Below are 24,437 nucleotides of genomic sequence, written 5' to 3' on the forward strand. Positions count from 1 at the left end.
AAAAATCCACTTAAGAAGGTAGGTGTTACATGTCCGAGCTTAATGAAAAGTTAGCCACAGCCTGGGAAGGTTTTGCGAAAGGTGACTGGCAGAATGAAGTAAACGTCCGTGACTTCATTCAGAAAAACTATACCCCGTATGAAGGTGACGAATCCTTCCTGGCTGGTGCAACTGACGCAACCACCAAGCTGTGGGACAGCGTAATGGAAGGCGTTAAACTGGAAAACCGCACTCACGCGCCAGTTGATTTTGACACCTCCGTTGCATCCACCATCACTTCTCACGATGCTGGCTACATCAACAAAGCCCTTGAGAAAATCGTTGGTCTGCAAACTGAAGCACCACTGAAACGCGCAATCATCCCGTTCGGTGGTATCAAAATGGTTGAAGGTTCCTGCAAAGCGTATAACCGCGAGCTGGACCCAATGCTGAAAAAAATCTTCACCGAATACCGCAAAACCCATAACCAGGGCGTATTCGATGTTTACACCAAAGACATTCTGAACTGCCGTAAATCCGGTGTTCTGACTGGTCTACCAGATGCGTATGGCCGTGGCCGTATCATTGGTGACTACCGTCGCGTTGCGCTGTACGGTATCGACTTCCTGATGAAAGACAAATACGCGCAGTTCGTTTCCCTGCAGTCCGACCTGGAAAACGGCGTAAACCTGGAAGCGACTATCCGTCTGCGTGAAGAAATTGCTGAACAGCACCGCGCGCTGGGTCAGATCAAAGAAATGGCAGCTAAATACGGCTGCGACATCTCTGGTCCTGCTACCAACGCTCAGGAAGCTATCCAGTGGACCTACTTCGGCTACCTGGCTGCGGTTAAGTCTCAGAACGGTGCAGCAATGTCCTTCGGTCGCGTATCCACCTTCCTGGATGCATATATCGAACGTGACCTGAAAGCAGGCAAAATCACCGAGCAAGACGCTCAGGAAATGATTGACCACCTGGTCATGAAACTGCGTATGGTTCGCTTCCTGCGTACCCCAGAATATGATGAACTGTTCTCTGGTGACCCAATCTGGGCAACAGAATCTATCGGTGGTATGGGCGTTGACGGCCGTACGCTGGTAACCAAAAACAGCTTCCGCTTCCTGAATACCCTGTACACCATGGGTCCTTCTCCGGAGCCGAACATCACCGTTCTGTGGTCTGAAAAACTGCCTCTGAACTTCAAGAAATTCGCCGCTAAAGTGTCCATCGACACCTCTTCTCTGCAGTACGAGAACGATGACCTGATGCGCCCTGACTTCAACAACGATGACTACGCTATCGCTTGCTGCGTAAGCCCAATGGTTGTTGGTAAACAAATGCAGTTCTTCGGTGCGCGTGCTAACCTGGCGAAAACCATGCTGTACGCTATCAACGGCGGCGTTGATGAAAAACTGAAAATGCAGGTTGGTCCTAAGTCTGAGCCAATTAAAGGCGACGTGCTGAACTATGACGAAGTCATGGATCGCATGGATCACTTCATGGACTGGCTGGCTAAGCAGTACGTGACCGCGCTGAACGTTATCCACTACATGCACGACAAGTACAGCTACGAAGCCTCTCTGATGGCGCTGCACGACCGTGACGTGGTTCGCACCATGGCGTGTGGTATCGCAGGTCTGTCCGTGGCTGCTGACTCCCTGTCTGCAATCAAATACGCGAAAGTTAAACCAATTCGTGACGAAGACGGCCTGGCCGTAGACTTCGAAATCGAAGGTGAATATCCGCAGTTTGGTAACAACGACGCTCGCGTTGATGACATGGCGGTTGACCTGGTAGAACGTTTCATGAAGAAAATTCAGAAACTCACTACCTACCGTAACGCTATCCCGACTCAGTCTGTTCTGACCATCACCTCTAACGTCGTGTATGGTAAGAAAACCGGTAACACCCCAGACGGTCGTCGTGCTGGCGCGCCATTCGGCCCAGGTGCTAACCCAATGCACGGTCGTGACCAGAAAGGTGCTGTTGCCTCTCTGACCTCCGTTGCAAAACTGCCGTTTGCTTACGCGAAAGATGGTATCTCTTACACCTTCTCTATCGTGCCAAACGCGCTGGGTAAAGACGACGAAGTGCGTAAAACTAACCTCGCGGGTCTGATGGATGGTTACTTCCACCACGAAGCGTCCATCGAAGGTGGTCAGCACCTGAACGTGAACGTTATGAACCGTGAAATGCTGCTCGACGCGATGGAACACCCTGAGAAATATCCTCAGCTGACCATCCGCGTATCTGGCTACGCAGTACGTTTTAACTCCCTGACTAAAGAACAGCAGCAGGACGTTATCACCCGTACTTTCACTCAGTCCATGTAAGTGGAATTGACTGAAATCACGCGTTAAAAAGCGTACAATAAAGGCTCCACGTCAGTGGGGCCTTTTTAGCACCCTCTCCACCTCAGTCTCTTTTGTCCGCTATCTATACTCTATGGATATCAGCCAAAACAGACTTAAACACAGCCGGTTTTGAGCTGTGCATACACAGGCCCCGGACGGGCCGATGCTGGAGATATCACCGCAATGTCAACTATTGGTCGCATTCACTCCTTTGAATCCTGTGGCACCGTCGATGGCCCAGGGATCCGCTTTATTACCTTTTTCCAGGGCTGCCTGATGCGCTGCCTGTACTGCCATAACCGCGACACCTGGGATACCCATGGCGGTAAAGAAGTTACCGTTGAAGATCTGATGAAAGAGGTGGTGACCTATCGCCACTTTATGAACGCATCCGGCGGTGGCGTGACGGCATCTGGCGGTGAAGCCATTCTTCAGGCTGAGTTTGTCCGCGACTGGTTCCGCGCTTGCCGCAAAGAAGGTATTCATACCTGCCTCGATACCAACGGCTTTGTACGCCGCTACGATCCGGTTATTGATGAACTGCTCGACGTGACCGATCTGGTGATGCTCGATCTCAAACAGATGAACGATGAGATCCACCAGAACCTGGTCGGTGTTTCCAACCACCGCACGCTGGAGTTTGCCAAATACATTGCCGACAAAGGCATTAAAACCTGGATCCGCTACGTGGTTGTTCCCGGCTGGTCAGATGACGACGACTCCGCGCACCGCCTGGGTGAATTTACCCGCGACATGGGCAACGTCGAAAAAATTGAGCTTCTGCCCTATCACGAGCTGGGTAAACATAAATGGGTGGCGATGGGCGAAGAGTACAAACTCGATGGCGTGAAGCCGCCGAAAAAAGAGACGATGGAACGCGTGAAAGGTATTCTTGAGCAGTATGGCCACAAGGTCATGTATTAAAGAGAAGGCCCGGTAAGAACCGGGCCTTTTTATATTCTATTTAAAGACGCCGTTAATAACGGAGGTCACAATCGCCGTACTCAGCGCAATTAAGACGAGGTCGTCGCCGACCACTCGCCATTCATAGCCCGGGTAGGAAGGAAGCTGGCCGAGCATAGACGCTGGCACAGTTTTCTTCGCAATGCCCGGAGGAAGCGGTTTACCACGGGCGAGGTTTTTCGCAATCCCCGGAGGCAGAGAGTCATAGCCCGTTAAGCCATAATTCAGTGCCAGATGACGGGCATGATCAAAGCTCACGCGAGCGTCGACGTCATTACCAACATCTTTGCTGTTTTTAAAGCTCTTGTCCGATTTTCCTGGGTTATCCTGACCGTTATTTTGCTTATTACCATGATTACCGGAATTACCATGATTGCCGCTATTACCCTGTCCGCCACTGTTTCCGTGACCACCGCCATTCCCGTTACCAGGATTAGCCATGACCGGAGCCGTTGCAAACGTTAAAGACAACACTACGGCAAGTGCGGTAGTGGAAAAACGACGTGTAGACATGATTGCTGCCTTTTAGTGGTAGAACTCATTTGAATTATCGCCAGGCGGGAAAAACAAACAATGAGTAAAAGTCTTATATGTGACAGGGACAAAAAAGCCTGTCATCGACAGGCTTTTTTATCATCAGGCATGAGCCACAGGGGTTGGATGCTCGCCCGCTTTGCGCAGCAGCATCAGGAGATAAATAAATGAGACGCTGGCGATCATGATAAACAGCAAATTATCGGAATAATTTTGCATGAGCATGGCGGTAAACGTCGGTCCCAGCAGGCTGCCGATGGTATAGCTTAATAACAGCGCCTGGTTCATTGCCACCAACTGGTGATGTTCAACTTTCTCGCAGGCCCAGGCCATCGCGACCGGATAGAGCGTGAAGCCTGCAGCACCCAGAATAAACAGCGCAGGCGCCATGGCGGCATTGCTGAGCATTGCAAGGCATCCCATGATCACCACGAAGACCTGAACGCGTAGCACCAGCAGACGACCAAAGCGGTCCGCCAGACGGCCAATCGGCCATTGCCCCACAATACCTGCACTGACCATCACCGCCATCCAGAAACCAATTCCGGAATCGCTGACGCCCTGATGATTCAGGTAGAGCGGCATCAGGCCATAGAGCGAGCCCAGTACAATTCCCGAGATAATGCAGCCGTTAACGCCCAGACGCGCCTGACGCAGTCTCAGCATCGGCCAGACGTGGGTCGCTTCCTGATGTTCGCTGTTCTGGTTCACAATGCGCGTAAAGAGCAGCGGCAGGATCGCGGCCAGCACCATACCGGTTACCCATGGCAGCACGCTCATCAGGTCGGTTGGCAGCTTGCTGACCATCAGTTGACCCAGCACGGTACCGACATAGTAAACCATCATATAGGCCGCCAGCAGGCGTCCGCGGTTGCGGGAGGTGCCGCTGCACATCAGCGCACTTTCAACCACCACCCAAATCATTGCGCAGCCGACACCGGCGATAAAACGCCACGCCATCCAGCTCCAGAAACCCACCATCAGACCCAGACCGGCGCATCCGGCAGCAAAAATCAGCGAGGCCAGGTAATAACTGCGATTAAAGCCAAAGCGCTTAATCAGGCTACCGGTTAATAATGTGCCCAGCAGGTTCCCGGTAAAAAAGGACGAGCTAACCATACCCACCTGCCAGGTCGGTAAGTTTTCATGGGCGAGCCACAGCGGGACGAGCGTATTTAACACCGCGATCGCCAGGGTCAACAGAAGCAGGCCACAGAGCAACAGAAGCACTGGCCGGGTATAGGTGGTCATGGATTAAAAACCGTGAGGAAGTTCAGATTTCGTGCGCATCATGCCACTGGCAAAAACAAAGTCAATCCACTGATTTAGCCGGCTCGCACAATATGTTCTCCGTCGATTTAAAAAACTTATCCTGCTAATGCAACGCCTGCTATAGATATTAATTATGTATATGTTTTTATTTATTAATGGCCGAAATTAAAACAAAACGACAGTCGAAAAATTTCATGAATGAAAAAGAAAAAGCCGGGCGCTATGTCCCGGCTTTTTATAACGAAAAATGAAATTAGCTGGCGATAGCCATACCGACCGTCATATGCAGGCCGTAAAACACACCGCGACCAATTAACTCCCCTGCCAGCACCAGCACAAAAGCCAGTGACAGGAGCGGCAGTGCAGGCTGATAACCTTTAAGCTGAGGGGCGATCCAGCACACCAGCGCAGCTGCCAGCAACACCACACGCCAGGCCATCAGCGAACCGTAGTCCGGCACGAGCGCAGAAGCCTGCTGGATAGAGCTGTGAATCGTAGCCAGTTCCGCTCCCTGCATCAGGGCGACCATTGCACTCACTACCAGCGCCAGCAGCGAAACGGCTGGCAGCAAACGCATTGCCCAACCGTCTACCCCCGCAACGCGCAGCAGCAGGTAGCCCAGCAGCGGCCCGCCGATAAACATCGTCAGGAAGAAGCTCATCGGCGTCCAGACGCTGTACCAGGTTGGGACGGTATCTATGGTGTTGTAGACCCGCACCATCATCCACACGAACACCACGCCCAGCACCATCGTCACGATCAGCCACAGGCTGCGCAGGCCCGCAGGCAATTTCTTCAGCGCAGCCAGCAGCCAGCCCAGCCCGCCGACGGCAAAGAAGATTGCCCCGCTGGCAATTTCGTTACTGAGCGACGACGCCCCTACGCGGTTCAGAGAGTTAAACGCGCGCATCGGTGAGCCCAGGTGCAGCGTAGACGCGATAAATCCAATCCCCATCAGCACCCACAGGCCAAACATGCTCAACACTAAACGCTGCTGCTGTTCGGCATTGAGGTTCCCTTTTAACAGCGCGAGCGCCAGAACAATGAAGCCGCCCACTACGCACTGCCCAAAGACCGTGAAGATCATCAGCGGCCATTCATGCCATCCACTTCCCATCTCACACCTCCTTCGGGTTTGCCAGGTAGCCGGTGGTGTCACCCGTCGGACGGCTGTTGGCGTTAGGTTTAATCACAATACTTGGCTTCGTAAAGTGCGCTGACGGCAGCGGTGCCACAGCGGCAAGCTGACCATGCTTTTGACGTAGCTCTTCTATCGGCCCAAAATCCAGCGCGCGCAGCGGGCAGGACTCGACGCAGATTGGCTTTTTGCCGTCCGCGACGCGGCTGTGGCAGCCGTCGCATTTGGTCATATGCCCTTTGGCTTCGTTGTACTGCGGTGCGCCATACGGGCACGCCATATGGCAGTAGCGGCAGCCGATGCACACATCTTCATCCACCACGACAAAACCATCCTCGCGCTTGTGCATCGCCCCGCTCGGGCACACCTTCGTGCAGGCCGGATCTTCGCAGTGGTTGCAGGCAATCGAGAGGTAATAGGCAAAAACGTTCTGATGCCAGACGCCGTTATCTTCCTGCCAGTCGCCCCCGGCGTATTCGTAAATGCGGCGGAAGCTCACGTCCGGAGTGAGATCTTTGTAATCTTTACAGGCCAGCTCGCAGGTTTTGCACCCGGTGCAACGGCTGGAATCAATGAAAAATCCATACTGGGTTGTCATCGGTTACTCCTTAAACCTTTTCAACCTGGACAAGGTTTGTGTGAGACGGGTTGCCTTTCGCCAGCGGCGACGGACGCTGCGTGGTCAGGACGTTGATACTGCCTGCCTGGTCGATGCGGTTGGCATCCGGGCTGTACCAGGCCCCTTCCCCCAGCGCCACTACGCCAGGCATCATGCGCGGTGTCACTTTGGCTTCAATGTGCACCTCGCCGCGACCGTTGAAGATACGCACGCGATCCCCATTGCTGATACCACGTGCTTTGGCATCCATCGGGTTGATCCACATCTCCTGACGGCAGGCGGCTTTCAGTACGTCGACGTTGCCGTAGGTGGAGTGCACGCGCGCTTTGTAGTGGAAACCGGTCAGCTGCAGCGGGAATTTCGCCGTCAGCGGATCGTTATAGTTTTCGAACCCCGGCGTGTAGATCGGCAGCGGATCGATAACATCGCCTTCCGGCAGCTCCCAGGTCGATGCGATTTTTGCCAGCGCTTCGGAGTAGATTTCGATTTTGCCCGACGGCGTGGTTAGCGGATTCGCCTGCGGATCTTCACGGAACGCTTTATACGCCACGTGATGCCCTTCCGGGTCACGCTGCTTGTACATGCCCTGCTTGCGGAAGGTATCGAAGTCCGGCAGGTCAGGAATCGCTTTACGAGAGAGTTCGTGCAGATGGCGCATCCACCCTTCCTGCGTGCGTCCCTCGGTAAATTGCTGTTCAACGCCAAGACGTTTCGCCAGCTCGGAGGTCATCTCATAGATGGTTTTGCACTCGAAGCGCGGCTTGATGGCCTGGTCGGTAAAGATCACGTAGGACATGTTGCCGCAGGACGCATCCAGCGCGAAATCCATCTGCTCGGAGGCGGTGCAGTCCGGCAGCAGAATATCGGCATATTTTGCCGAGGAGGTCATGTGGCAGTCGATCACCACAATCATCTCGCACTTCTTGTCGTCCTGCAGGATTTCATGGGTGCGGTTGATTTCCGAGTGCTGGTTGATGAGACAATTACCGGCGTAGTTCCAGATCATCTTGATCGGTACATCCAGCTTGTCCTTACCACGCACACCGTCGCGCAGGGCGGTCATTTCCGGACCACGTTCAATCGCATCCGTCCACATAAACATGGAGATGCTGGTCTGAACCGGGTTATCCAGCGTCGGCATACGCTCAAACGGCACTTCATAAGAACCTTCGCGCGCGCCGGTGTTACCGCCATGAATGCCGACGTTGCCGGTCAGAATGGAGAGCATGGAGATGGCGCGGGTGGCGATTTCACCATTCGCATGACGCTGCGGTCCCCAACCCTGGCTGATGTAAGCCGGTTTAGCTGACCCAATCTCACGCGCCAGCTGAACAATACGCTCAGCCGGAATACCGGTGATGGTGGACGCCCACTCCGGCGTTTTCGCTACCCCGTCGCTCCCCTGGCCGAGAATATACGCCTTGTAGTGACCATTGGCAGGAGCACTGGCTGGCAGGGTTTTCTCGTCATAACCGACGCAGTATTTATCAAGGAATGGCTGATCGACGAGATTTTCAGTGATCATCACCCACGCCAGCGCGGAAACCAGTGCCGCATCGGTACCCGGACGGATTGGGATCCATTCATCTTCACGCCCGGCACCGGTGTCGGTATAGCGCGGATCGATAATGATCATGCGGGCATTGGACTTAGCTCGGGCCTGTTCGAGGTAGTAGGTTACCCCGCCGCCGCTCATGCGTGTTTCACCCGGGTTGTTACCGAACAGGACGACCAGCTTACTGTTTTCGATATCGGACGGGCTGTTGCCGTCGGCCCAGCCGCCGTAGGTATAATTCAGGCCCGCGGCAATCTGTGCGGAAGAGTAGTCGCCGTAGTGGTTGAGATAACCGCCGCAGCAGTTCATCAGACGCGCGACCAGCGTTTTACCCGGTGGCCAGGAGCGGGTCAGCGTGCCGCCCAGCGTCCCGGTGCCATAGTTCAGGTAGATGGACTCGTTGCCGTACTCTTTGATCAGGCGCTGCATGTTGGTGGCGATAATGTCGTAGGCTTCGTCCCAGCTAATGCGCTCGAACTTCCCTTCCCCACGTTTACCGACACGCTTCATTGGGTATTTCAGACGATCCGGGTTATAGACGCGGCGACGCATGGAACGACCGCGCAGGCAGGCGCGAACCTGGTGTAACCCTTCGTAGTTATCGTCCCCGGTGTTGTCGGTTTCGACATACTTAATTTCGCCATCCACCACATGCATACGCAGCGGACAACGGCTACCGCAGTTTACGGTACACGCACTCCACACCACTTTTTCCGGAGCTGCGGCTGAGGATAGTGCATCCGCCGCCGACGCCAGCCGGGTAAAAGGGAGCGTGAAGGCGCTGCTGGCTACAGCCAGGCCGCCTATTGCCGTGGTTTTCATCAACCCACGGCGAGTGACCTCGGCAGCCATTAACGCTTCAGGCGCTTTGATTTTCATAGAGACTCACTTTGGTTGCTCACAAAGAAAAGAGAGGCGGCACAAACCGCTATATAGTTTTATAAATAACGAATTTCTTCGTAATCAGCGTTTTATGCTGACTTTCATTCGGAGGAGTATTACTACTTTAGAGGGAGGGGGTATTGCGTCGTGTCAATTCAGAGGCATAAAAAAAGCGCCCGAAGGCGCTTTTTTGTTGTGAGGCAAAGAATTAGCCGATGTACTGCTGGCCTTTCATGTATGGACGCAGCACTTCAGGGATCTCGATACGACCATCTGCCTGCTGGTAGTTTTCCAGCACGGCAACCAGGGTACGGCCAACAGCCAGACCAGAACCGTTCAGGGTATGCACCAGACGGGTTTTCTTGTCAGATTTGCTGCGGCAGCGTGCCTGCATGCGGCGCGCCTGGAAATCCCAGACGTTAGAGCAGGAGGAGATTTCACGGTAGGTGTTCTGCGCAGGCACCCAGACTTCCAGGTCGAAGGTTTTGCAGGCACCAAAGCCCATGTCACCGGTGCACAGCGCCATACGGCGATACGGCAGGCCCAGTAGCTCCAGCACTTTTTCCGCGTGGCCGGTCATCTCTTCCAGCGCGTCCATGGACTCTTCAGGACGAACAATCTGCACCATCTCAACTTTGTCGAACTGGTGCATACGGATCAGACCACGGGTGTCACGACCGTAAGAACCGGCTTCAGAACGGAAGCATGGTGAGTGTGCCGTCAGCTTGATTGGCAGATCGTCTTCGTCAATGATCTCGTCACGCACGAGGTTGGTCAGCGGCACTTCCGCGGTTGGGATCAGCGCATAGTTGCTGCTGTCTGCTTCCTCGTCCAGCGGACGGGTATGGAACAGATCGCCGGCAAATTTCGGCAGCTGGCCCGTACCGTACAACGTATCGTGGTTAACCAGATACGGAACGTAGGTTTCGCTGTAGCCATGCTGCTCGGTGTGCAGATCCAGCATGAACTGCGCCAGCGCGCGGTGCAGATGGGCAATCTGGCCCTTCATCACCACGAAGCGAGAACCGGTCAGCTTAACCGCCGCCGCAAAGTCCAGCCCTGCGTGCATTTCGCCCAGCGTCACGTGATCGCGAACCTCGAAGTCGAACTCGCGAGGCGTGCCCCAGCGTTTCACTTCAACGTTGTCGTTTTCGTCTTTGCCGACTGGCACGCTGTCGTCAGGAATGTTCGGGATAGCCAGAGCGATATCACGAATTTCGGCCTGAAGAACGTCCAGTTCCGCTTTTGCCTGATCCAGTTCTTCACCCAGCTTGTTCACTTCCAGGCGTAATGGCTCAATATCTTCCCCGCGCGCTTTCGCCTGGCCAATGGATTTCGATCGAGAGTTACGCTCTGCCTGCAGATTTTCAGTTTGTACCTGCAGAACTTTACGACGCTCTTCAAGAGCGCGCAGCTTATCTACATCCAGCTTATAGCCCCGGCGTGCCAGTTTTTCAGCGACTGCGTCTGGCTCATTACGCAGCAGATTGGGATCGAGCATGCTTATCCTGTGCTTATCGAATTAAAATAGGAAAATGTGACCACAGCCTGCGGCCACAAGGATACATTGCCAACATTACCGCAACGATTGAACTAACGGTAGCGTTTTATAGGGCTATTTTGATCCTGTCCGGCGAGCCAGGTGAGCTTTTCACCAATCTTGCCTTCAAGACCTCTGTTTGTGGGGTGATAATAGCGCGTTTGTGCCATCTCCTGCGGGAAATATTCCTCCCCGGCAGCGTAGGCGTTGGGCTCGTCGTGCGCGTAGCGATACTCCTGCCCGTAGCCCATCTCTTTCATCAGTTTGGTTGGCGCATTACGCAGATGAACCGGCACATCGTAGTCCGGGCGCTCGCGCGCATCCGACATCGCCGCTTTGAAAGCGGTATAGACCGCATTACTTTTCGGCGCGCAGGCCAGATAGACAATCGCCTGTGCAATGGCGCGTTCGCCTTCCGCTGGCCCGACGCGGGTGAAGCAGTCCCATGCAGAGATAGCGACCTGCATGGCACGCGGATCGGCATTACCGACATCTTCTGACGCAATCGCCAGACAGCGACGCGCCACATACAGGGGATCGCCACCCGCGGTGATAATACGTGCGTACCAGTAGAGCGCCGCATCCGGGGCGCTGCCGCGCACGGACTTATGCAGCGCCGAGATCAGGTCGTAAAAACGATCGCCTTTGTTATCAAAACGCGCGCTGCGTTCACCAGCTATTTCGGTCAGCAGCTCCTGCTTCAGCACCCGCTTTCCGGCATCATCCACTTCGGCCATATCGGCCATCATTTCCAGCGTGTTCAGCGCGCGGCGCGCATCGCCGTTGACCAGTTCCGCAATCGCCCGACGCGTGTCGTCAGGCAGAACGATATCCTGCCCGCCGTAGCCGCGCGCCTTATCCTCCATCGCCTGAGTCAGAACCTTTTCGATATCCTCTGTGGTCAGGGATTTAAGCAGGTAGACGCGGGCGCGGGAAAGCAGCGCGGAGTTGAGTTCAAACGACGGGTTTTCGGTGGTCGCGCCGATGAAAAAGATCGTGCCGTCTTCAATATGCGGCAGGAACGCATCCTGCTGGCTCTTGTTGAAGCGGTGGACTTCATCGACAAAAAGAATGGTGCGGCGCCCGGCATTGCGGTTTTGGCGTGCCCGCTCGATCGCCTCGCGGATCTCCTTCACGCCCGACGTCACCGCCGAGATGCGCTCAACGTCCGCATTAGCATAGCGGGCGATCACTTCAGCGAGGGTTGTTTTGCCGGTGCCGGGTGGCCCCCAGAGGATCATCGAGTGCAGATGCCCGGCCTCAATGGCGCGCGGCAAGGGTTTCCCCGCAGCCAGCAGATGCTGCTGACCGATGTACTGCGCTAAATTTTCTGGCCGCATACGGGCGGCCAGAGGTTGAAACGCATTATCTGAAAAATCGAGCGACAGATTGCTCACTCACGCCTCTTACTTATTGCGTTGGTCGTCCACCGTCACGCCCTGCGGCGGGGTAAAGGTGAATTTCGATGCGTCAACGGCGCCGTTCTGTTGAGACTTAAGCTGATAGCTGCTGCGCTGATCGTCCTGCTCAACCGCGCCGAACTGATTAATGGTACCGTTGGTGCTTACGTTAATGGTGAACTGCTTCAGATTGCCGTTGCTGCCTTTTGGCGTCAGGACAAACTCGTCACCGTTTTGTTTAATATTGTACTGCTGCCAGTCGCTGGCCTGGTTGCGGGCGATCAGCATAAATGGCGTATTGCTGGTCGCATCTTTCAGCCAGGTCGCCGTGGCCTGCTCAACAAATGGGTTGAAGAACCACAGGGTTTTACCGTCAGAAACCAGAATACTTTCATCCGGCTGGGTCATATGCCAGTTAAACAGATTAGGGCGTTTCACCCACAAATCACCCTGTCCTTCCTGCACCGCGTTACCGCTACCGTCAGTCACTTTTTGCGTGAAGCTGGCGTGGAAGCTGCTTACTTTATCCAGTCGGCTTTTAAGGTCGCTGGCTGCATCAGCCCAGACGCTGCTGGCAACAAAACTGGTGAGTAATGCACAGGCGATGGCGATTTTTTTCATTGTTATTCCTTAAAATACGTCTTCCCGAAATGGGGTTTCCGTTTCTATTCTGGACCTGCCCGAAGGCAGGCGACAGAAGAATATGCTTAATTTTTGCTGATTTACCCTTCTTTGCAATCGCTGAAGGTTAATCAAACGGCGGCGGTGCCAGCACCTCACGGTTACCGTTGTGCCCCTGCTCGCTCACAATGCCCTGCGCTTCCATCTGCTCAATGATACGCGCCGCGCGGTTGTAGCCGATGCGGAACTGGCGCTGCACGCCAGAGATGGATGCCTTACGTTTTTCAGTAACGAAATTAACCGCCTGATCGAATAATGGATCCAGCTCTTCGCCGCCGTCAAAGCCACCGCCGCCGCCTTCGCTTTCGCTGTCGGAAGTAATGCCATCAACGTATTGCGGACGTCCGCGCGCCTTCCAGTCCTGCACCACGGCGTGCACTTCCTGATCGCGAACAAACGCGCCGTGCACACGCACCGGAGAGGTGGAGTTCGGGCCGGAGTACAGCATGTCACCCATTCCCAGCAGCGACTCAGCGCCGCCCTGGTCGAGAATGGTACGGGAGTCGATTTTGCTCGAAACGGTAAACGCGATACGGGTTGGAATGTTCGCCTTAATCAGACCGGTGATTACGTCCACAGACGGACGCTGGGTTGCCAGTACCAGATGGATACCCGCCGCACGCGCTTTCTGTGCCAGACGCGCGATCAGCTCTTCCACCTTCTTACCAACGGTCATCATCAGGTCGGCGAATTCATCCACCAGCACGACGATATAAGGCAGTTTTTCCAGCACCGGATGCTGGGCATCCATGCTGTCACCCGGCTTCCAGTATGGATCCGGGATCGGACGGCCCATGCGCGCCGCCTCGGCGATTTTTTCGTTGTAACCGGCCAGGTTACGCACGCCCAGCGCCGACATCAGCTTGTAGCGGCGCTCCATCTCGTTGACGCTCCAGCGCAATGCGTTGGCGGCGTCCTTCATGTCGGTGACCACTTCCGTCAGCAGATGCGGAATGCCTTCATAGACCGACAGTTCGAGCATTTTCGGGTCGATCATGATGAAACGCACATCTTCCGGCTGCGCTTTATAGAGCATGCTGAGGATCATGGCGTTCACGCCGACAGACTTACCGGAACCGGTCGTACCGGCCACCAGCAGGTGCGGCATTTTTGCGAGATCTGCCACCACCGGATCGCCCGCGATATCTTTACCCAACACCACGGTCAGCGGGGACGGGTTATCACGGAACTTGGTATTATCCAGCACTTCACGCAGGTAAACGGTCTGACGTTTCTTGTTCGGCAGCTCAAGACCAACGTACGGTTTACCCGGAATTACTTCCACCACACGTACCGCCACGGTTGAGAGAGAACGCGCCAGGTCACGAGACAGGTTAGAAATACGCGCCGCTTTTACGCCCGGCGCCAGGTTCAGTTCGAAACGGGTGATCACCGGGCCCGGCGAGTAGTTCACCACATCCGCCTTGATGCGGAAGTCAGCCAGACGGGCTTCCACCAGACGGGCCATCTGCTCCAGCGCAAACGTATCAACCGGCTCGACTTCAACCGGTGGCGGCGTCAACAGATCCAGCGACGGCAGCGGCGTGCTCGGACGCTGCAGCGGACGGCTGTCACCGTTACGCATCAGCAGCGGGTGAATCAGGCTCTCCTGCGGCTGTGGCGCTGGCTGCTGGAACTGCGGCGGCTGTTGTTGTGGCTGCTGCGGCTGCGTATACGGCTGCTGAACAGGTTGCTGCGGCTGCGCGTATGTCTGTGTCTGAGGCGCTGGCTGCTGACGCACAGGTTCTGCTTCAGGCATCACGCTCGGGGTGAATAAAGGCTCGCTCGGGCCATCATCCACCAGATCTTTCATTGGCGAGAACTCGAAATCCGACAATGAGAACGGGTTTGCACCAGCAGGCTGTTCGCCGGAGTAACGCTGCTGCTGAGTGGCCGCAAACTGACGCGCTAATTCGGCTTCAGCCGCGTCATCTTCGTCTTCAAGCGTCGGTTCATCGTGCTGATAGTCTTCACCATAGCGCTGATTCTGCTGCGCAGCGAACTGGCGCGCCAGTTCGTCCTGCTGCATCTCGTCAGCATCATCCTCGTAGTCTGTCTCACGCGCTTTTTCTTCGGCCATCCGCTGAGAAGGCAACTTAATCCCATAAGAGGCAAGCTCACGACGGGTTGGAACGCGGACGCGGTTAGGGCGAGGCAGTTGCGGACCAATTCCCTCTTTTACCTGAGGACGCGGCGCGCCGCCCGTTGCCAGGCTAAAGACAGGTGCCGCCGCTGCCGCAGCGGCGGTAGTCTGCTTCACGCTATCCGCTACGGGTGCAACAGCTGGCGTCGGGTCGACTGGTGGAACCGAAACCGATGGGGCTTTTGTTGCGGGTTCCTGCACCGGTTCAGGCACAGGCTGGTACCATGCCGCCAGCTGTTCACGTTCACGAGCACGGCGTTCTTCAACTTCTTCAAAATAGTACATTGGCGGACGAGACGGTTTCGCCTCTTCCACCACCTCAGGTTCAGGCAGTGGCTCAACATAAGGCTGAGCAGGCTCGACCGGTTCAGGCACATATTCCTGATACGGCTGGGCCACCGGCGGCTCCTCATACTGCTGCGGTTCATACTCAGCCTGAGGCGGCTGATAAGGCTGCTGCCACTGCGCCTGCTGCACAGGAATATAGCTTTCAGGTTCAGGTGCAATTACCGGTTCCGGCGTGTGCACACCCGGTGCAGTCTGCCACGCAACCTGAGGCTGCTGAATAACGGATTCCGGCGGCGAAACCGCCTCGGATGGCGTCACGGCGTCGACTGGCGCGGCATACGCCTGCGCCGCGGTCGTTGCTGCTGCGGCTGCGGCAACCGGAGCGGTAACGGTATGACCGTTAAGCAGCGGATCGTATTCATCGAACTCTTCCGGCATCGCACGGTTGCCGGAGAAAAGCACATCGTCAGGATCGACGGCGGCACCCGCCGCACGGTATTCAACCTGCTCGTCTTCATCCATACGTTTACCGGAGAAGAGCGCCGCATCGGTTTTACGTCCTAGCGGGTTGGCAAATTTTTCAGCGACGCGCTGGCGACGCGCCAGGGCACCGCGCAGAATACGGGCACGACGAGATTCACGACGCTGCACCGGGGCATCGTCTTCCTCTTCGTACTCATCTTCATATTCTTCTTCATCGACCCACGTGTCGTCGCCGCGGGTACGGTTGCTCGCGAAGGTAAGGATGGTGAGGATAAAGCTGCCGATCTTCTCGGCAATGCTCACCCACGACCAGCCGGTAAACAGCGTCAGCCCGGCTGCCCAGATGCAGAGCAGCGCCAGCGTGCCGCCGCTGCTGTGAAGCATCGGCTGTAGCGCAGAGCTCAGCAGGCTGCCAATCACCCCACCGGAGGCGAAGTACCAGATATCATCGGCGTTAATCGCCGCCAGCCCGCAGGAGGTGAGGATCAGTGCCAGCGCGCCAATCAGGCGCAGGGAGACGGCAAAATAGTCGATGTAATCATCGTTCTGGCGATGACGCCATGCAAACCAGCATCCGCCAATAATAATGACGGGAATGGTGTAGGCCATCACACCGAAAATGAAAAAGAGCGTGTCCGCAAGCCAGGCTCCGGGTACGCCGCCTAAATTATGGATAGGCTCATGCCACGCGGTTTGCGACCAGCTGGGATCGGAGGGGTTGAAACTGAGTAAGGCTGCCATCAGCCAGACGGCAAAAAGGGCAATAACAATCAGCAAAGCCTCGAGGAGACGACGTCCGCTGCTTAGCTTCGATAATGTGACTTCTTTGTCTTCAGTGTATTCCTGGCTCAAGAAAGGCTCTCCAGGTATCAGGCATATCCTGCCTGTTTGCTAAAACGGACAACAGCGCCGGGGCTCCCCGGCACTGTTGCTGTATGGATTAACAGGAGTGTAATCAAACTACACTGATTTTGCACCTGTTCCGTGTTAGCGCGTCTTAATAACCAGACGATTGCTCTGTTTGACCTCTTCCATCACCACATAGGTACGGGTGTCGTTCACGCCTGGCAGACGCAGCAGGGTTTCCCCCAGCAGCTTACGGTAGGCGGACATATCAGGCACACGGGTTTTCAACAGGTAGTCGAAATCACCGGACACCAGATGACACTCTTGAATTTCTTCAAGTTTTTGTACAGCGGCGTTAAATTGCTCAAACACATCCGGCGCACCACGATTCAGAGTAATCTCAACAAATACCAGAAGTGAGGCATCCAGATAATGCGGGTTCAGCAGAGCCGTATAGCCCTGAATAAAACCCTGTCTTTCCAGTCGGCGCACACGCTCAAGGCACGGCGTCGGGGAAAGTCCCACACGTTTTGAAAGCTCGACGTTGGAAATACGCCCATCCTTTTGCAATTCATTAAGAATGTTACGATCGATACGGTCGAGATCTTTGCCAGGGCGCTTCTTGCTATCTACCATTATTATTGTCTCTCTGTATTCCTTCCCTACTCCTGCCTGGACCCTGTGCACATCACTGTTCAGAGCCTGTACCCGTTAGTCATCACATCGCCTGGTTATGTATTAGACGCGATGCGGATTCGGGTTCTGTTGGTAAGAAGACCGCTGCCCGAAGGCTGTCACCGACATCACGTATGGCGTCTGTCCACGCCATGCGTAGATTTCACTGACACGGTAAAAATGGCATTTACGTGCATGCCTATGCGGCATACGGTTAACGCGGTTTTTTTTCTTCCTTGAATGTTTTCGCAAATGCGCAGGGGATTGTCAAAGCAAAACATCGTTTTTTAGTACAAGATGCCGGATATTCATTTCGGAGGGGTATTAATCCTCATTTTGCTGCCTTATAAACGAGCGGTTTTCAGTAGCAGACGTGATGTAACCTTGCCAGATTCATCGGGCGCAGCTATTGCATATATCGAAAGCAAAATCCCTGTGCTCTTTTTTTACGGCAACAAATTCCCTACAATCCAGCCCATTGCCTGCCAACAACAATGGGGATCTCATGGGCACGACCAAACACAGTAAGTTGCTAATCCTTGGTTCCGGACCTGCGGGATATACCGCGGCGGTCTATGCTGCACGCGCTAACCTGCAGCCGGTGCTGATCACCGGTATGGAAAAAGGCGGTCAGTTGACCACCACCACGGAAGTGGAAAACTGGCCGGGTGACCCGAACGACCTGACCGGGCCGCTGCTGATGGAACGCATGCACGAGCATGCCACCAAATTCGAAACCGAAATTCTCTTCGACCACATTAACAAGGTCGATCTGCAGAACCGTCCGTTCCGCCTGACGGGCGACAGCGGCGAATACACCTGTGACGCGCTGATCATTGCCACTGGCGCCTCAGCCCGCTACCTCGGCCTGCCATCCGAAGAAGCGTTTAAAGGCCGCGGCGTCTCTGCCTGCGCCACCTGCGACGGTTTCTTCTATCGTAACCAGAAAGTCGCGGTTATCGGCGGTGGCAACACTGCAGTGGAAGAAGCCCTCTACCTGGCGAACATCGCCTCTGAGGTGCATCTGATCCACCGTCGCGACACCTTCCGCGCGGAGAAGATCCTGATCAAACGTCTGATGGACAAAGTGGCGAGCGGCAACATCGTGCTGCACACCAACCGCACGCTGGAAGAAGTCACCGGCGATCAGATGGGCGTTGCGGGTCTGCGTATCCGCGATACCCAGAACACCGATAACGTCGAAACGCTGGAAGTGGCAGGCCTGTTTGTGGCTATCGGCCACAGCCCTAACACCGCGATTTTCGAAGGCCAGCTGGAGCTTGAGAACGGCTATATCAAAGTGCAGTCCGGCATCCACGGTAACGCGACTCAAACCAGCATCCCGGGCGTGTTCGCGGCTGGCGACGTGATGGACCACATTTACCGTCAGGCGATCACCTCTGCAGGCACCGGTTGTATGGCCGCGCTGGATGCAGAACGCTACCTTGATGGACTGGCTGAACAAGGTAAATAATCTTTACAAGTCAGTAACAAACGTAAATAAAGGCGGCGATAAGTCGCCTTTATTGTCTCTCCGTTGTAACATTGCGCTGCCCAACTCTAATAACGTCACCTGCAAAGTACGCAATGGAAAAAACCCGTCAACAAGAGTTAACACGCTGGCTGAAACAGCAAAGCGTTATTTCCCGCCGCTGGCTTACGATCTCCCGTGTCCTGGGATTCGTTAGCGGTCTGTTGATTGTTGCCCAGGCATGGCTGCTGGCCCGCATTCTCAATCATATGATCATGGAGAACATTCCCCGCGAAGCGCTCCTGCTGCCCTTCATTGTCCTGATCCTGATTTTTGTCCTGCGCGCCTGGGTGGTGTGGCTGCGTGAACGTGTCGGTTTCCACGCCGGACAACATATCCGCTACGAGATCCGCCGTCAGGTACTCGATCGCCTTCAGGAAGCCGGGCCTGCGTGGATCCAGGGCAAACCGGCCGGAAGCTGGGCGACGCTGATCCTTGAACAGATTGACGATATGCACGACTACTACGCGCGCTATCTGCCGCAAATGGCCCTTGCCGTCTTCGTTCCGCTGCTGATTGTCATTGCCATCTTCCCGGTTAACTGGATGGCTGCGCTGATCCTGATGGGCACGGCCCCGCTGATCCCGCTGTTTATGGCGCTGGTTGGGATGGGGGCAGCAGATGCTAACCGCCGTAACTTTCTGGCACTGGGGCGCTTAAGCGGCCATTTCCTCGACCGCCTTCGCGGCATGGAGACGCTGCGCATCTTTGGCCGCGGCGAAGCGGAAACCGAGAACATTCGCCGGGCGTCGCAGGACTTCCGCCAGCGCACGATGGAAGTGTTACGCCTTGCGTTTCTCTCTTCCGGCGTGCTGGAATTCTTTACCTCGCTGTCGATTGCCCTCGTGGCGGTCTACTTCGGCTTCACCTATCTTGGCGCGCTGGATTTCGGCCATTACGGCACGGCAGTAACCCTTTCTGCCGGTTTCCTGGCGCTGATCCTGGCCCCGGAATTTTTCCAGCCGCTACGCGATCTGGGGACCTTTTATCATGCCAAAGCGCAGGCGGTTGGCGCGGCAGATAGCCTGAAAACGTTCCTGGAAACGCCGCTGGCGCATCCGGAACGGGGTGACGTGACGCTGAACGCCAACGATCCCGTGACTATTGAAGCGCAGGACTTTTCCATTCTGTCACCCGAAGGCAAAGTGCTCGCGGGTCCGCTGAACTTTACCTTATCTGCCGGACAACGCGTGGTGCTGGTCGGCACCAGCGGCTCCGGGAAAAGTTCTCTGCTGAACGCCTTAGCCGGTTTTATGGCCTACACCGGCTCGCTGCGGGTAAACAAAGCTGAACTGCGTAATCTCGATCCCGACGCCTGGCGTAAGCAGCTCAGTTGGGTCGGACAAAACCCGCAGCTTCCGGCCTCTACGCTGCGCGAAAACGTCCTTCTGGCGCGCCCGAACGCGCGTGAAGATGAACTGCAATCGGTTCTCGACCGCGCGTGGGTCAGCGAGTTTCTGCCGCTGCTCCCGCAAGGAGTGGATACCGTCGTCGGCGATCAGTCTGCCGGTCTGTCGGTCGGCCAGGCCCAGCGCGTGGCCGTTGCCCGCGCGCTGCTTAACCCGAGCCAGTTGCTGCTGCTGGATGAGCCCGCAGCCAGTCTGGATGCCCACAGCGAGCGGCGCGTGATGGAGGCGCTGAACGCCGCCTCGCGGCAGCAAACCACCCTGATGGTCACCCATCAGCTGGAAGGCATTGCCGACTGGGATGAGATATGGGTGATGGAAAACGGTCATATTGTTGAGCAAGGCGATTACGCCTCTCTTGTTGCCGCGCAGGGGCCGTTCGCCGCCCTGCTGGCGAACCGTCAGGAGGATATCTGATGCGTGCTCTGCTACCTTATCTTGCGCTCTATAAACGCCACAAATGGATGCTGACCCTGGGCATTGTGCTGGCAATTGTGACGCTGCTCGCCAGCATCGGCCTGCTCACGCTTTCCGGCTGGTTCCTGTCAGCCTCTGCCGTCGCGGGGTTCGCCGGGTTATACAGCTTCAACTATATGCTGCCGGCGGCAGGCGTGCGGGGTACCGCCATTACCCGTACTGCAGGACGCTATTTCGAGCGGCTGGTCAGCCACGACGCGACGTTCCGCGTCCTGCAGCACCTGCGCATTTATACCTTCAGCAAGCTGCTACCCCTCTCCCCTGCCGGGTTGGCGCGTTTTCGTCAGGGCGAGTTACTGAACCGTGTCGTTGCGGATGTCGACACGCTCGATCACCTGTACCTGCGCGTGATCTCCCCGATAGTGGGCGCGTTTGTGGTGATTGTGGTGGTCACGCTGGGGCTCTCTGTTCTGGATGTTCCCGTTGCGCTGGCGCTGGGCGGGATCATGCTGCTGACGCTCATCATTCTGCCGCCGCTGTTTTACCGTGCCGGAAAATCCACCGGGGAAAACCTGACGCGCCTGCGCGGAGATTACCGCCAGCAGCTGACCTCCTGGCTTCAGGGGCAAGCAGAGCTGACCATTTTTGGTGCAAGTAAGCGCTACCGCGCCCGCATGGAAAGTACGGAGCTGAACTGGCATGAAGCCCAGCGCCGCCAGTCGGAACTGACGGCCTTTTCCCAGGCGCTGATGATGCTGATCGGCGGCGTGGCGGTGATCGCCATGCTGTGGCTGGCTTCCGGCGATGTCGGCGGTAACACACAGCCAGGCCCTCTTATTGCCCTCTTCGTTTTCTGTGCGCTGGCCGCTTTTGAAGCGCTGGTCCCGGTGACGGGCGCCTTCCAGCATCTGGGACAGGTGATCGCCTCTGCCCTGCGCATCACCCAGATTGCAGAGCAGGAGCCTGAAGTGACGTTCAGAACCGGGGAAACTACGGTGCCTGAGCAGGTGGCGCTGACCCTTGATGCCGTAACCTTCGCCTACGATAAACAGGCGCAGAACGCGCTGGAAGGTATCACTCTTTCGGTCAATGCAGGACAGCGGATTGCGATCCTCGGCCGCACCGGCTGCGGTAAGTCGACGCTGTTGCAGCTGCTGACGCGCGCCTGGGATCCGAAGCGCGGCCAGATTCGTTTTAACGAGACACCGCTGGCAGATTTAAGTGAACAGGCACTCCGTAAGACCGTCAGCGTCGTCCCGCAGCGCGTACACCTCTTTAGCGCCACGCTGCGCGATAACCTGCTGTTGGCCGCACCGGAAGCGTCAGACGATGCGCTTCTCGCCATGCTGGAGCAGGTCGGGCTGCAAAAGCTGCTTGAGGACGAAGGGCTCAACAGCTGGCTGGGTGAAGGCGGTCGTCAGCTTTCCGGCGGAGAGCTGCGCCGTCTGGCGATTGCGCGTGCGCTGCTGCATGATGCTCCATTAATGCTGCTCGACGAACCGACCGAAGGACTTGATGCGACAACCGAGAGCCAAATACTTGATTTACTCGCAAATGTTATGACCGGCAAAACCGTGCTGATGGTGACACACCGCCTGCGCGGGCTGGCGAGTTTTGATCGGATAATTGTGATGGACAACGGACACATTATTGAGCAAGGTAGTCACGCAGAGCTGTTGGCGAAACAGGGTCGCTACTACCAGTTCAAACAGCGTCTGTAGACTATATTTGTAGCGTCCTCACTCGCGTACTGGAGTTTTGCTGTCATGCGCCTGGTCCAGCTTTCTCGTCATAACATCGCGTTCCCTTCGCCGGAGGGCGCACTGCGTGAGCCCAACGGGCTGCTGGCCCTTGGCGGTGACCTTAGCCCTGCGCGGCTATTGATGGCGTACCAGCGCGGTATCTTCCCGTGGTTTTCTCCCGGCGATCCGATTTTATGGTGGTCTCCCGACCCGCGCGCCGTGCTGTGGCCAGAGCAGTTTCACCTGAGCCGCAGCATGAAACGTTTCCATAGCAAATCACCGTACCGCGTAACGCTGAACCACGCTTTTGGTCAGGTGATCGAAGGGTGTGCCGAAGACCGTCACGAGGGAACGTGGATCACTCGCGATATCATCAACGCCTATCACCAGCTCCATGAGCTTGGCTACGCCCACTCTATTGAGGTTTGGGAAAAGGGTGAGCTGGTGGGCGGGATGTACGGCGTGGCGCAAGGAACGCTGTTTTGCGGCGAGTCGATGTTCTCCCGCGCGGTTAACGCCTCGAAAACCGCGCTGCTGGTCTTCTCCCGGACGTTTGCTCAACGCGGAGGACGCCTGATCGATTGCCAGGTCCTTAATGAACATACGGCCTCCCTTGGTGCCGTGGATATCCCGCGACGTCAGTATATCGAGCATCTTGATGCCTGCCGTCAGGAGAAGCTCCCGCGCGACTTCTGGATCCCCAGAACGCTCTTTATGCCCAATACCTAAATGTTTTCCGCATATTTTTTGTGAGGGTGTTATAATTATGCCGCAGAGTAGCTTCTGCCTGTTGCCCCGCCGCCGTTTGGGACCCTCGCTTCAGATAACGTCCTGACGTTTATCCTGTCGTCTCCCCTTTACGAATGCGCTTCCTGTTCGGTTGTACCGTGACGCTTGGGCAATGCGCCGAAACTGTTTTGCTGCGTTTTAATCGCGCAATTCTTTACTTAATTGATGAATTTCGGCATTATCTTGCCGGTTCAAAACTTGGTAGTGATACCCCAGAGGATTAGATGGCCAAAGAAGACAATATTGAAATGCAGGGTACCGTACTTGATACGTTGCCTAATACCATGTTTCGCGTAGAGCTGGAAAACGGTCACGTGGTAACTGCGCACATCTCCGGTAAAATGCGCAAAAACTACATCCGCATTTTGACGGGCGACAAAGTGACTGTTGAACTGACCCCGTACGACCTGAGCAAAGGCCGCATTGTCTTCCGTAGTCGCTAATTGTTTTCGCCTGTAATGGCAGATGAATATTTAAAAGGTCGGGATAATCCCGGCCTTTTTTATTTATGGCTTAGTGCGGCTGTACCGGTAGATGTATTGTGATCCACGGCTGTACAGGAGTGATTAAATCCTCCACCATAGAATGAGCCATGTCATGAAGCAGCCCCGTCAGGTGCGGCAACATATCGCGGTCAAAATGCGATACCAGCAGCACATGGTTTAACGCCCGGCAATAGTCGCATTTCGTTTCTGTATCTTCCAGCAGCCACTCTTTTTGTCGCGGTTGTTCCGCTTCGTCCTCAAATTCCACCACCTGAAAATCACGCATTGATTCTGTGAGGACGGATTTCACCTCTTCCAGGTAAGCTCCGAGACAACGGCAAACGGGCTGCGTTTGTGGGAGTGATTTGCAGTCGAGGAGGATTTCGGTGAGCAGTTTGCAGCGCTCTGCGAGGGTTGGGAGATCGGGGTTGAGGGAGAGTTCGGTGTAGAGTTGGGCGAAGCTATTAATATCAGTCATAGGTGATCCTTTATGCACGTAAGATTGTCTGTGCACACACTTTCAGGACGCCAATCCCGACACCTGATTTTGCAGGTGCGTCGCCATTTTATTACTGTGGATTTATCCAGCAACTGACTTCGAAGGAAACTGGAAAGCGCCTCGCAAAATTCCTCTGCGGCCTGTTCCCCTCACCCTAACCCTCTCCCCAAAGGGGCGAGGGAACAGTTCACTGCTCGCTTTAATTTGTGGGGAACC

Annotated in this window: 18 protein-coding genes; 7 read left to right on the forward strand and 11 right to left on the reverse strand. The window is 55.6% G+C overall.

Annotated features, from left to right (window positions below):
- Nucleotides 1-29: 29 nt before the first annotated feature.
- Both pflB and pflA read left to right on the forward strand, forming a co-directional pair.
- The gene (pflB, locus tag D5066_RS02665) at nt 30-2,312 is read left to right on the forward strand and encodes a formate C-acetyltransferase (protein ID WP_080327703.1); all 2,283 of its coding nucleotides are present in this window, start codon (nt 30-32) and stop codon (nt 2,310-2,312) included.
- 204 nt (nt 2,313-2,516) lie between these two features.
- Nucleotides 2,517-3,257 carry a pyruvate formate lyase 1-activating protein gene (pflA, locus tag D5066_RS02670; RefSeq protein ID WP_080327704.1) on the forward strand — a complete coding sequence of 247 codons (741 nt, stop codon included), beginning with the start codon at nt 2,517-2,519 and terminating at the stop codon, nt 3,255-3,257.
- A 36-nt stretch (nt 3,258-3,293) separates the two neighbouring features.
- Here the strand turns inward: pflA and D5066_RS02675 are convergent, their stop codons facing one another.
- The 10 genes from D5066_RS02675 to lrp all read right to left on the reverse strand — a co-directional run bounded on the left by D5066_RS02675 (nt 3,294) and on the right by lrp (nt 17,313).
- The gene (locus D5066_RS02675; RefSeq protein ID WP_119914966.1) at nt 3,294-3,809 is read right to left on the reverse strand and encodes an anti-virulence regulator CigR family protein; all 516 of its coding nucleotides are present in this window, start codon (nt 3,807-3,809) and stop codon (nt 3,294-3,296) included.
- Nucleotides 3,810-3,932: 123 nt separating this feature from the next.
- Nucleotides 3,933-5,081: an MFS transporter gene (locus D5066_RS02680; RefSeq protein WP_045261768.1), complete on the reverse strand. Its 1,149-nt coding sequence runs from the start codon at nt 5,079-5,081 to the stop codon at nt 3,933-3,935.
- 274 nt (nt 5,082-5,355) lie between these two features.
- Nucleotides 5,356-6,219 (reverse strand): dimethyl sulfoxide reductase anchor subunit family protein, encoded by an 864-nt coding sequence (locus tag D5066_RS02685; protein WP_080327707.1) that lies wholly within the window; start codon nt 6,217-6,219, stop codon nt 5,356-5,358.
- A gap of 1 nt (nt 6,220) precedes the next feature.
- Nucleotides 6,221-6,838 carry a DMSO/selenate family reductase complex B subunit gene (locus tag D5066_RS02690; RefSeq protein WP_119914967.1) on the reverse strand — a complete coding sequence of 206 codons (618 nt, stop codon included), beginning with the start codon at nt 6,836-6,838 and terminating at the stop codon, nt 6,221-6,223.
- Nucleotides 6,839-6,848: 10 nt separating this feature from the next.
- Complete coding sequence (dmsA, locus tag D5066_RS02695; protein WP_119914968.1) at nt 6,849-9,293, reverse strand: dimethylsulfoxide reductase subunit A; 2,445 nt, start codon at nt 9,291-9,293, stop codon at nt 6,849-6,851.
- A gap of 211 nt (nt 9,294-9,504) precedes the next feature.
- The gene (gene serS / locus D5066_RS02700) at nt 9,505-10,797 is read right to left on the reverse strand and encodes a serine--tRNA ligase (RefSeq protein ID WP_080327709.1); all 1,293 of its coding nucleotides are present in this window, start codon (nt 10,795-10,797) and stop codon (nt 9,505-9,507) included.
- Nucleotides 10,798-10,889: 92 nt separating this feature from the next.
- Nucleotides 10,890-12,233 carry a replication-associated recombination protein RarA gene (gene rarA / locus D5066_RS02705; protein ID WP_080327710.1) on the reverse strand — a complete coding sequence of 448 codons (1,344 nt, stop codon included), beginning with the start codon at nt 12,231-12,233 and terminating at the stop codon, nt 10,890-10,892.
- A gap of 9 nt (nt 12,234-12,242) precedes the next feature.
- A complete protein-coding gene (gene lolA, locus D5066_RS02710; protein WP_014883204.1) occupies nt 12,243-12,857 on the reverse strand; it encodes an outer membrane lipoprotein periplasmic chaperone LolA in 615 nt (204 codons plus the stop codon).
- Between the two features lie 127 nt (nt 12,858-12,984).
- Complete coding sequence (locus D5066_RS02715; RefSeq protein WP_119914969.1) at nt 12,985-16,683, reverse strand: DNA translocase FtsK 4TM domain-containing protein; 3,699 nt, start codon at nt 16,681-16,683, stop codon at nt 12,985-12,987.
- A gap of 135 nt (nt 16,684-16,818) precedes the next feature.
- The gene (lrp, locus tag D5066_RS02720; RefSeq protein WP_000228469.1) at nt 16,819-17,313 is read right to left on the reverse strand and encodes a leucine-responsive transcriptional regulator Lrp; all 495 of its coding nucleotides are present in this window, start codon (nt 17,311-17,313) and stop codon (nt 16,819-16,821) included.
- A gap of 544 nt (nt 17,314-17,857) precedes the next feature.
- On the opposite strand from lrp, the gene trxB reads away from it, so the two are divergent.
- The 5 genes from trxB to infA all read left to right on the forward strand — a co-directional run bounded on the left by trxB (nt 17,858) and on the right by infA (nt 23,680).
- Nucleotides 17,858-18,826, forward strand: a complete 969-nt coding sequence (gene trxB, locus D5066_RS02730; protein ID WP_047368204.1) for a thioredoxin-disulfide reductase — start codon at nt 17,858-17,860, stop codon at nt 18,824-18,826.
- Nucleotides 18,827-18,939: 113 nt separating this feature from the next.
- Complete coding sequence (gene cydD, locus D5066_RS02735) at nt 18,940-20,706, forward strand: heme ABC transporter permease/ATP-binding protein CydD (protein WP_119914971.1); 1,767 nt, start codon at nt 18,940-18,942, stop codon at nt 20,704-20,706.
- Complete coding sequence (cydC, locus tag D5066_RS02740; RefSeq protein ID WP_119914972.1) at nt 20,706-22,427, forward strand: heme ABC transporter ATP-binding protein/permease CydC; 1,722 nt, start codon at nt 20,706-20,708, stop codon at nt 22,425-22,427. Before cydD ends, cydC begins: the two co-directional genes overlap by 1 nt.
- A gap of 45 nt (nt 22,428-22,472) precedes the next feature.
- On the forward strand, nt 22,473-23,177 hold the full coding sequence (gene aat / locus D5066_RS02745) for a leucyl/phenylalanyl-tRNA--protein transferase (RefSeq protein WP_119914973.1): 705 nt from the start codon (nt 22,473-22,475) through the stop codon (nt 23,175-23,177).
- 284 nt (nt 23,178-23,461) lie between these two features.
- Nucleotides 23,462-23,680 carry a translation initiation factor IF-1 gene (gene infA / locus D5066_RS02750; protein WP_002211347.1) on the forward strand — a complete coding sequence of 73 codons (219 nt, stop codon included), beginning with the start codon at nt 23,462-23,464 and terminating at the stop codon, nt 23,678-23,680.
- 70 nt (nt 23,681-23,750) lie between these two features.
- On the opposite strand, the gene D5066_RS02755 is transcribed toward infA, so the two are convergent.
- On the reverse strand, nt 23,751-24,200 hold the full coding sequence (locus D5066_RS02755; RefSeq protein ID WP_119914974.1) for a hypothetical protein: 450 nt from the start codon (nt 24,198-24,200) through the stop codon (nt 23,751-23,753).
- Nucleotides 24,201-24,437: the final 237 nt, after the last annotated feature.

The organism is Enterobacter chuandaensis, assembly GCF_003594915.1.
In the GTDB taxonomy this organism is placed as follows: domain Bacteria; phylum Pseudomonadota; class Gammaproteobacteria; order Enterobacterales; family Enterobacteriaceae; genus Enterobacter; species Enterobacter chuandaensis.